Raw genomic sequence first — 11828 nt, forward strand, 5'->3', positions numbered from 1 at the left:
CCTCCCCCTCCTCCTCACCCCGTCGATCTTGCACTTGTGGTCGCCTGAATGTCTATTTCGCATAGCTTTGCCCCGACCGAAAGTGCAAGATCGACGGGGCGAGTCGCCCGGGGCGAGAGGGCGGCGGGTGGGTCAGCGGGGGTGGCGGGTGCGGGTGGGGCGGGTGGTGTGACGGTGGGTTTCGTGGGTGAGCTCACGGTGGAGGCGACGCCAGCTCTGCCAGCGGCGGGTGGACAGGTCACCGGAGGCCAGGGCGGCCTGCACGGCGCAGCCCGGCTCGGCCTCGTGCCCGCAGTCGCCGTAGCGGCAGTCGGTGGCGAGGTCGGCGATGTCGCCGAAGGCCCGGTCGAGGCCGGACTCGCCGTCGAGCAGGCCGACGGCCCGTACCCCCGGGGTGTCCAGCACCGCGCCGCCGCCGGGCAGCGGCACCAACGCCCGCCAGGTGGTGGTGTGTCGGCCCTTGCCGTCGACCCGACGGATCGACTGGGTCGGCATGACCACGGCCCCGACCAGCGCGTTGACCAGGCTCGACTTGCCGGCGCCGGAGGGCCCCAGCAGGCCGAGCGTCCGGCCCGGGACCACCTCGGCGCGCAGCGGGTCCAGCCCGGTGCCCGTCTCGGCGCTGACCGGCAGCACCGGCACCCTGGGTGCGAGGGCCGCGAGTTGACGTGCCACCGCCGCCGGGTCGGCGACCAGGTCGATCTTGGTGAGTACGACAAGCGGCCGGGCGCCCGACTCGTGCACCAGGGAGAGCAGCCGCTCGATGCGGGCGGCGTTCGGCTCGGGGTGCACCGGCTCCACCACGGCGGCGGTGTCCAGGTTGGCGGCCAGCAGTTGACCGCTGGCGTCCTTGCCGGCGGTGCGCCGGATCAGCGCGGTACGCCGGGGCAGCACCGCCTCCACCGTGACCCGCGCGTCGGGCCAGGTGCCGAGCAGCACCCAGTCGCCCGCGCCGGGTAGCCGGGTGGCGTCGCCCACGGCCGCGGCCAGCACGGCGCCGCCGCAGGAGGCGCGGACCGGGCCGTCGGAGGTGAGTACGGTGCAGACGCCACGGTCGACCCGGGCGACCCGGCCCGGGCGGTGATCGGTGTGGATACGGCTCAGGTGCGCCGCCCGGTCGTTGTCCCAACCCAGGGCGGTCAGTGTGATGTCCAAGGCTCCTCGTTCAGGGTCGCTGCGGGTGATACAGGCGTGCGGTGACCGGCATGCCCACCACCCCCTCCGCTCCGGCGCCGCGAACACCCCCACGGTAGGAGGCGCGGTGCCGGGCGGGAAGTGAATTCCCTGGCGACGCGGTCGGCGCGGCGGACTAGGGTCGAATCGTGACCACGGACCCTCTGCTGTTGACCGGTGACGTGGACGACGCCACGACCCGTCTGATCCGTACGGCGGCCCGGTTCGACGCCGCCGACCTGGCGCAGCCGTCGCTGCTGCCGGGGTGGACCCGCGGCCACGTCCTGGCCCACCTGTCCCGCAACGCCGACGCCCTGGTCAACGCGCTCACCTCGGCCCGCACCGGCGAGTTGATCCCGATGTACGCCAGCACCGAGTCCCGGACCGCCGACATCGCAGCCGGCGCACCCCGGCCGCCCGAGGAGCAGTTGGACGACCTGCGGCGCAGCGCCGACCGGTACGCCGAGGCGGTCGCGGCGATGCCGGCACCGGCGTGGGCCGCCACCGTGCAGACCCGGCGCGGTCCCCTGCCGGCGTCGCTGCTGGTCTGGCGTCGGCTACGGGAGGTGGAGATCCATCACGTCGACCTGGCCGCCGACTACCGGCCGCGGGACTGGTCGCCGGCCTTCGGTCACCGGCTGCTGCACGAGGTGGCCACCGACCTGGCCGCGCGCGACGACGCGCCGGCGCTGGTGCTGCGATTCGACGGTACGAGTCACGAACTAGTGATCGGCGACCGCGCGCAGGCGCCCGTCGTCTCCGGGCCGGCGGTCGAGATCGCGGCCTGGTTGACCGGCCGCAGCCCCGGTGCCACCCTGACCGTCACCCCCGACGGTCAACTGCCCCACCCACCTGAATGGATCTAGTCAGACATGACCTATGACGGAGAAGTCACCCCCGGCGGACCTGCCGCAGTACGCGAACTCGGCCGGCTGAGCATCACCAAGGTGTCGGTCGGGCCGATGGACAACAACGCGTACCTGCTGCGCTGCCACACCACCGGTGAGCAGGTGCTGATCGACGCCGCCAACGAGGCGCCCCGCCTGCTGGAGTTGGTCGGTGACGCCGGGCTGACCGCGGTGGTCACCACCCACCAGCACATGGACCACTGGGTGGGGTTGGAGGAGGTGGTCGCCAAGACCGGCGCCCGCGCGCTGGTGCACGCCGACGACGCGGCCGGGCTGCCGATCGAGGCGCAGACCCTCGCCGACGGCGACACCGTGCCGGTCGGCGACTGCGCCCTGGAGGTCATCCACATCAAGGGGCACACGCCGGGCTCGGTGGCGCTGCTCTACCGCGACCCCGACGGCATCCCGCACCTGTTCACCGGCGACAGCCTCTTCCCGGGCGGGGTGGGCAACACGGATCAGGATCCGGAGCGGTTCGCGGCGCTCATCGACGACGTGGAGCACAAGCTGTTCGACCGGCTGCCGGACGAGACGTGGTTCTACCCGGGTCACGGTCGGGACTCGACGCTCGGTGCGGAGCGCCCCCACCTCGGTGAGTGGCGGGCGCGCGGCTGGTGAACGCCGCATGGTCGGGGGTCAGTTGGTGACCGTACGCAGTCGACGGCGGGTGCCGAGCAGCACGATCGCGGCCAGCAGCAGACCTCCGACCATGGTGACCAGCAACGGATTCATGCCCTTGGGCAGCAGGCCGGCCAGCGACCGTGACGCGGTGCCCACCGCCAGGTAGAGGCCCGCCCAGGCGCCCGCGCCGAGCGCCGCGAAACCGAGAAACCGGGGGTACGACATGCGCAGACCGCCCGCGGCCAGCGGCAGCAGCGCGTTGAACACCGGCAGGAACGGCGCGATCAGCACCAGCCGCCCGCCGTCGCGGCGCAGGATGCGTTCGGCCGCCGCCCAGCGGGGTTCCCCGACCCAGGCGCCGACGTGGCTGTACCGCAGCCGCTCACCCCAGCGCCGGCCGACGAGGAACGTCAGCGACCAGCCGACGAGGCAGCCGGTGACCACGGAGACGAAGGTCGCCAGGCCGGTGCTGGGCGTGCCGACGGCCACCGCGGCGAGCACCGCCACGTCACCGGGGACCAGGACGCCGAACAGCGGCACCGCGTCGAAGAGCATGACAACCCCGAGCACGGCCATCAGCAGAGCGACGGGTAACTCTCCGACCTGGGCCAGCTCGTCTGCCATGCCTCGTACGCTATGGCCTGACCGCCACGACGAACATCGGGTTTCCACCCGACGTTGACGGAGATCACCTCCGGGTGATCCCGGAGACGCGCAGGGCAGTCTTATGCGTCGCTCCTCCGACACCTGAGGCACTTCACCCGGCAAATCGGCCTTTCACCGGCTAATGTCGGGAAAGTATCGGGCGATCACCGGCGCGCAGTCGGGGGTCGCCTGCTGGAACAGGGAGAGAGAACGCATGGCAACCGGCACCGTGAAGTGGTTCAACTCGGAAAAGGGCTTCGGTTTCATCGAGCAGGACGGCGGCGGACCTGACGTGTTCGTCCATTACTCGGCGATCGCCAGCTCCGGATATCGGGAGCTGACCGAGGGCCAGAAGGTCGAGTTCGATGTGACCCAGGGACAGAAGGGTCCACAGGCGGACAACGTTCGCGCGCTGTAACCGGTGCCTGTGGCGGCGGCCGGAACCGGCCGCCGCCACCCGTAACCTACGTCGCCCGGCCGCGGTCAGGCGGCCAGCCGTCGACCCAACTCCCGCACCACCTGCTCGGCGACGGTGGGCGGAATCGCCGCGGCGATCTCCTGCGGGGTGAGTCCGGCGAGGACCCCGGCGACGATCGCCTGCTCGTCGGTGAAGTCGCGCTTCATCAGCGCGTCCATCGCCGTCTGGAGCGCGGTCAGCTGCGCTCCGATGGTGCGCAGGGTCGGATGCCCCACCTGGAACTTCGGGTCGGTGTGGTCCTCCCCCATGGCCATCCGGGTGTACGTCTGACCGATCGGATTGCGTCCGTCCAGGACGGTCAGGTTGCGGTGCACGGTCTTGAGCCAGTTGTGCTCCTCGGGTGTCATGTCGTTCGCCTCCGGCTTCTGGGTGATGAGACCGATGCTGGTCAGGTACCGGCGGAACAGCGGCCTCTGGTCGCGGTTCGCCTTGATCGAGTCGCGGAAGAAACTGAAGTGGGTGTGCCACAGATGGGAGCGGTCGCCGGTGTTACGCCGACCGAGCCGGTCCCAGCGGCGCACCACCTTGCCGTCCGGCGAGTAGATGATCTCCCGGATGTCGCGGGTGTCGGCGGCGTTGGCGACGCACTGCGCCACACACCAGGTCGAGAAGCTCGCCAGGTTGTGTCGACGGCCGTCGACAGTGACCTGGAACATGCCCACGTCGAGCGCGGCGGCATCGAGGGTCAGGCCGTTGCGGTCCCGCGACGACTCGACCACCGAGTAGTCGTTTGTCACCACCCGGTCGGACCCACAGTGGTATCCGCCGCGGTGGTTGGCATCGCCGACGATGCCTACCTCGTTGGGTTCAAGATCCTCGTCGCGCGCCCGGTTGGGGTCGCGGTTGAGGTGGTCGAGCAGTAACCGGCGGACGGCCATCAGGTTGTCTGGTGCCCGCGTCATGGGGTCCCCCTTCGCGGTCTCGTCGGAGTCGGGCGCGACCGTGACACCGCGTGACGCGGTAGGGAAGCCTCACAGGCGAGCCCGACTGTCAGCTGCACGGCGCCGGGCGTGTCACCACGATAGCCCGCAAAACCGATGAATGCCCAGCTCAGAGCGGCTTTGTTTTAGCTTGGAACAAGCTGAGAGCCAGAGTGGACGACAGGTAGGACCACTGCGGACGGCCGCTCCGGGTCGTGCAGAATCTCTCGGAAGCCGCCACGAAGAGTGACCGCCGTGCCGAGTGGTTCACCGGTGCCGGGGTTGCGGACGTACCGGGGATGGGCACCGCCGGAGAGCTGTAGCCGTAGCCGGTGTCCGGCGGCGAACCGGTGGGCGACCGGCCACATCGGCACGGTGACCGTCACCGTGCCGGAGCCGTCGGTCGGGAAGCGCCGCGGATCGATCCGGACCAGCCCGTCGCAGATGTTCCAGGACCGGCCCCGGCGGTCCACATCGCACAATCGCACGAAGACGTCGAAGTGTTCGAGTTCGCTGCGGACGTGAATGTCCGCCTGCACCGGCCCGATCACCTCCAGCGGGCCGGTCAACGACTCGCTGGTCCAGGTCAGCACGTCGGGTCGCGCCTCGACGGGCCGGTTGTCCACCGGCCCGGACCGTTGGGCCACCAGCAGCGGGCCACCAAGCGAGGGGGTCGGGTCGGCCGGGTCGTACCAGAACCCGTCCGGCGGCGACGGCACCGGCGCGGCGGTGCGCAGCGCCGATTGCGGGTGCAGATACCACCGGGTGGCCTCGGCCGGCGGCGGCCAGTCCGGCAGGTCGCGCCAACCGCCCCCGACGCCACCCACATGTATCCGCACCGGCCCACCCGCCGGCTCCGGCTCCGGAGCCACCGCGCGACGGACGCCAACGGCCGGGACGGCGACCTGGTCGGTGCCGGCAGCCGCAGTAGAGGGCCGGTCGGTGCCGGCAGGCGGAGTGGCGGCCTGGTCGGTGGCGGCGGCCGGAGTGGTGGGCTGGGCGGTGGCGGCGGTGGGCAGGTGGGTGCCGAGCCAGTCGAGTCCCTCGCGCAGTGCCGCGACGAACAGGCCGGGGCTGCCGTGGGTCCACGGGCCGATGATCAGACGCGGGCGGGCACCGAGGGCGCGCAGCGCGGCGTAGTCGCGCAGTTGGGCGGGGAGGAAGATGTCGTGCCAGCCGCTGACCATCGCCACCGGCGCCTGGACCAGGTGCAGCCGGTCGTCGAAGACGCGGCTGCGCCAGTAGTCCGCCTGCGGGGTGTGGTGGCGCAGCCACTCCTGGAAGAACGGCACGGTGACCCCGGTGGCGACCCGGTCGGCCTCGACCAGAGGCAGGTGGGACAGGGCGGCGGCCAGTCGCGGCTGTCCCCGCTTGAGTTCCCACTGCCGGGCCAGCCAGGGCACGGTCTGCGCCTCCAGCAACTCCACCCAGGTCAGCACGGTGTCCAGGGCGAACGACTCCCCGGCGTAGGTGGAGTCACGGGTGGTCGACGCGGTGGCCACGGCGACCATGGCCCGCAGGTCCTCGCCCGCGTCGGCGGCCAGCGCCCACTGCACGAAACCTTGGTAGCTCGCGCCGAACATGCCGAACGCGCCGCACCACCACCGCTGCCGGCGCAGCCAGTCGAGGGTGTCCAGCCCGTCCTCGCGTTCGTGCACGAACGGATCGAAGGTGCCGCCGGAGCCGTCGGTGCCGCGACACGCCTGGATGACCACGTGGAACCCCTGCTCGGCGGCGAGCCGGCAGAGCAGCCGCATCGGCCCACCCCGGCCGTACGGGGTACGGATCAGCACGGTGGGCGCGTCCGGCAGGTCGGGCGCGTAGTGGTCGGTACGCAGAATCACCCCGTCCCGGGCCCGCAGCGCGATGTCGCGGCGGACGGTGATCCTTCGGGTACGCGCCCGGGGCAGCCGCAACGCGGCCACGGCGAGCCGGGACGCCACCCGATCCAGCACGGGCCTCAACCCGCCCGGTGCCGCGGCGGCGGAGTGACCCGGCCGTCGCGGATCGCGTCGCGGTGCTCCCGCAGGGAGACGCCCATCGCCGTGATGAACCGGTACACGATCTCAAGTTCCTCGTCCTGGAACTCGTCCATCACACCGTCGGTACGCTCACCGAGCGGGCGGAAGAAGTCCCGGGCAACGGTGGCGCCCTGCTCCGCGTAGTGCAGCAGCACCTTGCGCCGGTCGGTGGTGTCCCGGTCGCGCCGCAGGTGCCCGGCCCGCTCCAACCGGTCGATAAGCGCGGTGACGGAGCCGGAGGAGAGGTCCAGATGTTCAGCGAGCCGGCCAGGAGTGATCGGCTCACCCGACAACTCGGCGTCCATCACCGCGATCAACGCCTGCAGGTCGGTGCCGTTGAGGCCGTGCTGGCCGGCGAAGGCGTGCCCGACGTGCTGCGCGTCCACGCAGTAGCGCCGCAGCTCGGCGGTGATCTCCGCGACCAACATCTCCCGACGGGTGTCACGCCGCCGGTACATCCCGTGCCCTGCCACGTTCCGCCGCTTCCTCCCAAGGTCCCCGGGTGCGCAGCATAGCCCAGGGTGTTATATCTCTCGACAGTCAAGATACTCGACAACGGAGACCTGTTGCGCGTCGTTTCTTGATAAGCAAGAATCTCGAAAATCAAACTATCGGCTCCCTCGGCGGGAGCCGGGCCGATCTCAACGACCGGAGCGCCGAGCATGTCTCTGTTCACCCGCGTCGCCCGCAGCCGCCGGACCGCCTGGCTCACCGTGGCCGCGGCCGTCCTCGTCGGCGTGGCCGTCTTCGGGCTACCCATTCCCAGCAACCCGGCACCGGTCTCCGCCACCGGCCTGTCCGAGCAGTGGCAGTCCACCCAGGTCGAGCGCCTGCAACGGGAGTTGCCCGCCAGCGGCGTCCAGCCGGCCGTCGTGGTGGTCAGCCGCGACGACGGCGCACCACTGAGCGAGGCGGACCGGGCGGCGATCACCGCCGACACCAGCAGCCTCAGTCGGCTCGCCGCCGGCGGTCAGGTCGCCCCGCCGCAGCTGTCCCCCGACAACACGGTGGCCCTTGTCGCCGTACCGCTGGACGCCACCGGAGGGCAGGAGGCCGTCGCCGAACGGGTGGCTGAGGTACGCGCCGAACTCGCCGACTTTCCCGGGGACCTGACCGTCCAGGTGACCGGCCCACCCGCCTTCACCGCCGACCTGACCAAGGTCTTCGAGGGCGCCGACGTCACCCTGCTCGCGTTCACCGCCGCCGTCGTCGCCGTACTGCTGCTGATCACCTACCGCAGTCCGGTGCTGTGGCTGGTTCCCCTGGTCATCGTGGCCGCCACCGAACAGATCACCCTGCGCGCGCTCGAAACGATCATCCCGGCGGTCGGCATCAACTTCGCCGGTGGCGCCGTCACCGGCATCGCCAGCGTTCTCGTCTTCGGTGCCGCCACCAACTACGCGCTGCTGCTGATCGCCCGCTACCGGGAAGAACTGCGCCGCGAGGAGGACCGCTTCGCGGCGATGCGCGCCGCCCTGCGCCGTACCGCCGAGCCGATCCTGGCCAGCGGCGGCACCGTCATGCTCGGCGTACTCACGCTGTTGTTGAGCCAGCAGGAGACGAACCGTGCGCTCGCCGTGGCCTGCGCCACCGGCATCCTGCTCGCCATGGCCTCGGCCCTGCTCGTGCTGCCCGCCGCGCTGGTGCTGCTCGGCCGCCGCCTGTTCTGGCCGTTCGTGCCGACCGTCGGCAGCGTCGGCCGGGAGGGCCGGATCTGGGGCCGCCTCGGTGCCGCCGTGATCCGTCGCCCGGTTCCCGTCGCGGTGCTCGCCACCCTGCTGCTCGCCGGGCTCGCCCTCGGTGGCCTCGGCATCCGCACCGGGCTGTCGGAGACCGAGCAGTTCCGGGTCAAGCCGGAGGCGGTGGCCGGGGCACAGACCCTCGCCGGCGCCTTCCCCGCCGGCACCACCCAGCCGCTCGCGGTGATGACCAACCCCGACGCCGTGCAGGCGGTCACCGCGGCCGCCGCCGAGGTGCCGGGAGTGGCCTCCGCCCGACCCGGTCCCGCCGGCGCCGACGTGGCCCAGGTCGACGTGGTGCTCGACGCCGAGCCGGGCACCGCCGCCGCCGACCGGACCCTGGAGCAACTCCGCGACACCGTCGGGGCCGTCGACAACTCGGCGCCGCCCGCCACCGCCGGGGTCGACCAACCGTCCGGAGCGGTCGTCGGTGGCACCGTCGCCGGCCGGTACGACTCCGCCGCCGCCGACGCCAAGGACCTGCGCCTCATCCTGCCGCTCATCCTGCTGCTCGTCGGCGCGGTACTGGTCCTGCTGCTACGCGGCCTGCTCGCCCCGGTGCTGCTGGTCACCACGGTCGTCGCCTCGTACTTCGCCAGCCTCGGCGGGGCCTGGCTGATCTTCGAACACGTCTTGAACTTCCCGGCGATGGACACCGGCGTGCCGCTGCTCGCCTTCGTCTTCCTCGTCGCGCTCGGGGTCGACTACAACATCTTCCTCGTCACCCGCGCCCGGGAGGACGCCCGCAGCACCGGCACCCGCAAGGGCATGCTCTCCGCCCTCCGCGTCACCGGCGGGGTGATCACCAGCGCCGGCATCCTGCTCGCGGCGGTCTTCGCCGTCCTCGGGGTGCTGCCGCTGATCACCCTGACCCAGATCGGCATCATCGTCTGCCTCGGCGTCCTGCTGGACACCCTGCTGGTGCGTACGGTCGTCGTCCCGGCCCTGGCGTTCATGCTCGGCGAGCGGTTCTGGTGGCCCGGTCGGATCACCCCCGAGCAGGCTCAGTAGCCCAGGCAGACGCACTCCGTCATCAGGGCTCGCACGTTGCGCACGTAGCTCGGGTTGGGGATGGCCAACGGCTGCCCCTCCCGAGCTACCGCGCCATGGCCGTAGTTGTAGGCGGCGATGACCGCGTTGAGCAGGCAGGAGTTCAGCTCGCTGGTGCACAGGTCGGTGTCGAGCCGGTAGTCGGCGTCGAAGTACATGTCGCCGATGTACTTGGTCAGCCAGGCCAGGTAGGTGCCACCCAGGTAGGCGTTGTCCCGGTAGTCCCACACGTCGTAGTTCTGGCCGAACCGCTGGTTCATCCAGGTCGCGGTGTCCGGCATCACCTGCATCAGGCCGATACCGCCGTCGCAGGCGACGATGTTGGACTGCCAGCCACTCTCCTGCCACGCCGTCGCCTTGATCAGGTCAACCGGGACCCGGATGTCCGGCGCCGACGTCGGCCAGTAGACCCGGCCGGCGGCTTCGGTCAGCGCGGCCTTGGCCTGCGCCCGACTCGCCTGGTCACCCTTGTAGCTGGGCTTGCAACTGCTCGGCGCAGGCTTGGGCGGCGCCGGCGGCACCTTCGTCTCCGTCGGCGGCTTCGGCACGGCGCGCGGCGCGGTGCTGGTGCGCTTGGGCTTCGGCGACGACTTCGGCGAGGCCGAGGCCTTGGGACTCGCGCTGGGGCTGCGGCTGACCTTCGGCGCGGCCCCCATCGCCTCCACCGCCTCAGGCGTCGGGCTCGGCTCGACCGACTCGCTCGACGGCTGCGCCTGCTCCTCGGGCAGGGCGACCGGGGCGGGCAACTCGACGGCCGGAGTGTCCACCGTGGCGCACGCACCCCCGGTGGCCAGCAGCAGGCCGGCGACCAGCGCCACGGCGAAACGCCCGACGTTGCGTCCCATGTCGATCCCCCTTCGGCAGCGACGAACGGCCGCACCCTAACAGCTAGCGATCGGCGAGGTGGTCCCCTCGCGGGCCGCGCCGGGGCGCGTTGCCGGCGGCCAGGGCACGGTCCCGGGTGGCCCAGGCGACCATGAACACGGCCGTCCACGCCGCACCCAGCAACACCGCGGCGACGGTGCCGCTGGCCGTACTCAGTCCCAGGTAGAGGCGGGCGCCACCGATGCCGACCACGCCGGCCACGGCGGTGGTCCACAGGGCCACCGCGACCGGCCACCGTGCCTCGCGGGACAACAGCCAGGCCAGCATGCACAGGCTGGCCGTCACCACCGCGCTCTGCGTGGAGAATTGCGCCACCCGGCCGTCGGCGGCCAGCTCGGTCACCAGCGCCAGCACCACAAGCGGCACGAACGCGCCGATCGTGCCGACCACACTGAGCAGGTCGGCCTGCCACGGCCGGTGCCGCCAGGCCTGCACCGCGGCCACCACGGCCACCAGCGCGATCAGCACCGAGCCACGCAGCACCGAGACGGCAAGCTGCGTCACCTCCACCGCGTCGGGCGTCCGGCGGGCCGCGAACCACCCGCCGATCACACCGTCGACCAGGGCCAGCCCGCTGTGCCGTACCGCCACCCGCATCGTCCCGGCGACCGCCAACGCGACCAGGAACAGCAGACCCACCCCGGCGGTCAGGTTGGCCAGCAACGCCCAGGTCGGCCCGAACCGCATGCTGAGCAGGAAGAACAGCAGCCCGTACCGGGCCGACAACCAGCGCACCGGCGGCAGCCGGGCGGCACGTTTCAGCAGCGCCCGCACCGGGTCGGGGTTGCGGCCCAGCCACCGGCCCGCCAACACCACCGCCACCAGCGCCGCCACCAGGGCCAGCACCGCCCCGGTCGCCTGGCCCAGCAGCCGGGACACCGTGTGGTACGACTCGCCCGCCAACCGGCCCGCCAGCACCGACGCGCCGACCCAGGTGATCACCCCGGCCAGGTTCCACGGCGCGAACCGCCGGTACGGCATGCCCGCCGCCCCGGCGAGCCGCGGCACCAACGTACGGGCGAAGGCCACCCACCGCGCGGTGAAGACGCCCCGGCCGCCCATCCGCGCCACCATCGCGTCGGCCCGCGCCCACCGGTGCGGCCCCACCCGCGCACCCCACCGACTGGCCCGCAGCCGAGGCCCGTACCGGCGACCGGCGCGAAACGCCACCGCGTCCCCCGCCGTGGCCGCGACAATCATCACCAGCAGCGCCGGACCGAGCCGGAGAGTGCCGGTGTACGCGAGGAAACCGACGAGCAGCAGGGTGGCCTCGCCCGGAGCGACCAACCCGACGATCACCGCGGTCTCCGCCGCGACCACAAGCGCCGCCACCACGTAGATCAGCCAGGACGGCAGGTGTTGCACCGAACTCAGCAGTTCATGCACGC

The 11828-nt window shown here is 71.9% G+C and carries 11 protein-coding genes; 4 read left to right on the top strand and 7 right to left on the bottom strand.

The window, feature by feature from the left end; all coding sequences use genetic code 11:
• Positions 1–132: 132 nt before the first annotated feature.
• Positions 133–1155, bottom strand: a complete 1023-nt coding sequence (rsgA, locus tag C1A38_RS25160) for a ribosome small subunit-dependent GTPase A (RefSeq protein WP_102660191.1) — start codon at positions 1153–1155, stop codon at positions 133–135.
• Positions 1156–1322: 167 nt separating this feature from the next.
• On the opposite strand from rsgA, the gene C1A38_RS25165 reads away from it, so the two are divergent.
• Entirely contained in the window at positions 1323–2039 is a 717-nt protein-coding gene (locus C1A38_RS25165; RefSeq protein ID WP_102660192.1) for a maleylpyruvate isomerase family mycothiol-dependent enzyme, read from the top strand.
• Between the two features lie 6 nt (positions 2040–2045).
• Positions 2046–2699 carry an MBL fold metallo-hydrolase gene (locus C1A38_RS25170; protein WP_102660193.1) on the top strand — a complete coding sequence of 218 codons (654 nt, stop codon included), beginning with the start codon at positions 2046–2048 and terminating at the stop codon, positions 2697–2699.
• An 18-nt stretch (positions 2700–2717) separates the two neighbouring features.
• On the opposite strand, the gene C1A38_RS25175 is transcribed toward C1A38_RS25170, so the two are convergent.
• On the bottom strand, positions 2718–3326 hold the full coding sequence (locus C1A38_RS25175; RefSeq protein WP_102660194.1) for a DedA family protein: 609 nt from the start codon (positions 3324–3326) through the stop codon (positions 2718–2720).
• Positions 3327–3561: 235 nt separating this feature from the next.
• Here C1A38_RS25175 and C1A38_RS25180 point away from each other — a divergent pair, with 235 nt between their 5' ends.
• Positions 3562–3765, top strand: a complete 204-nt coding sequence (locus tag C1A38_RS25180) for a cold-shock protein (RefSeq protein ID WP_102660195.1) — start codon at positions 3562–3564, stop codon at positions 3763–3765.
• Between the two features lie 65 nt (positions 3766–3830).
• On the opposite strand, the gene C1A38_RS25185 is transcribed toward C1A38_RS25180, so the two are convergent.
• The 3 genes from C1A38_RS25185 to C1A38_RS25195 all read right to left on the bottom strand — a co-directional run bounded on the left by C1A38_RS25185 (position 3831) and on the right by C1A38_RS25195 (position 7224).
• Positions 3831–4727 carry a hypothetical protein gene (locus C1A38_RS25185; RefSeq protein WP_102660196.1) on the bottom strand — a complete coding sequence of 299 codons (897 nt, stop codon included), beginning with the start codon at positions 4725–4727 and terminating at the stop codon, positions 3831–3833.
• Between the two features lie 164 nt (positions 4728–4891).
• The gene (locus tag C1A38_RS25190) at positions 4892–6700 is read right to left on the bottom strand and encodes a CocE/NonD family hydrolase (RefSeq protein WP_102660197.1); all 1809 of its coding nucleotides are present in this window, start codon (positions 6698–6700) and stop codon (positions 4892–4894) included.
• Positions 6701–6705: 5 nt separating this feature from the next.
• On the bottom strand, positions 6706–7224 hold the full coding sequence (locus C1A38_RS25195) for a MarR family winged helix-turn-helix transcriptional regulator (RefSeq protein WP_102660198.1): 519 nt from the start codon (positions 7222–7224) through the stop codon (positions 6706–6708).
• A 204-nt stretch (positions 7225–7428) separates the two neighbouring features.
• On the opposite strand from C1A38_RS25195, the gene C1A38_RS25200 reads away from it, so the two are divergent.
• Complete coding sequence (locus tag C1A38_RS25200; RefSeq protein ID WP_102660199.1) at positions 7429–9516, top strand: MMPL family transporter; 2088 nt, start codon at positions 7429–7431, stop codon at positions 9514–9516.
• Here C1A38_RS25200 and C1A38_RS25205 read toward each other — a convergent pair.
• Together C1A38_RS25205 and C1A38_RS25210 are read right to left on the bottom strand one after the other, a co-directional pair.
• Positions 9510–10400 (bottom strand): transglycosylase SLT domain-containing protein, encoded by an 891-nt coding sequence (locus C1A38_RS25205; protein WP_102660200.1) that lies wholly within the window; start codon positions 10398–10400, stop codon positions 9510–9512. The two genes, C1A38_RS25200 and C1A38_RS25205, sit on opposite strands and share 7 nt — an antisense overlap.
• Before the next feature lie 43 nt (positions 10401–10443).
• Complete coding sequence (locus tag C1A38_RS25210; RefSeq protein ID WP_102660210.1) at positions 10444–11826, bottom strand: DedA family protein; 1383 nt, start codon at positions 11824–11826, stop codon at positions 10444–10446.
• Between the last annotated feature and the right edge of the window lie 2 nt (positions 11827–11828).

Origin of the sequence: Verrucosispora sp. ts21 (assembly GCF_002879555.1) — a bacterium.
GTDB lineage: Bacteria > Actinomycetota > Actinomycetes > Mycobacteriales > Micromonosporaceae > Micromonospora > Micromonospora gifhornensis.

Bases quoted from the DNA above. Each gene is read 5' to 3' on its own strand.
- C1A38_RS25185 (WP_102660196.1), bottom strand. From the start codon at position 4,727: ATGACGCGGGCACCAGACAACCTGATGGCCGTCCGCCGGTTACTGCTC.
- C1A38_RS25170 (WP_102660193.1), top strand. From the start codon at position 2,046: ATGACCTATGACGGAGAAGTCACCCCCGGCGGACCTGCCGCAGTACGC.
- C1A38_RS25175 (WP_102660194.1), bottom strand. From the start codon at position 3,326: ATGGCAGACGAGCTGGCCCAGGTCGGAGAGTTACCCGTCGCTCTGCTG.
- C1A38_RS25200 (WP_102660199.1), top strand. From the start codon at position 7,429: ATGTCTCTGTTCACCCGCGTCGCCCGCAGCCGCCGGACCGCCTGGCTC.
- C1A38_RS25195 (WP_102660198.1), bottom strand. From the start codon at position 7,224: ATGTACCGGCGGCGTGACACCCGTCGGGAGATGTTGGTCGCGGAGATC.
- C1A38_RS25180 (WP_102660195.1), top strand. From the start codon at position 3,562: ATGGCAACCGGCACCGTGAAGTGGTTCAACTCGGAAAAGGGCTTCGGT.
- C1A38_RS25205 (WP_102660200.1), bottom strand. From the start codon at position 10,400: ATGGGACGCAACGTCGGGCGTTTCGCCGTGGCGCTGGTCGCCGGCCTG.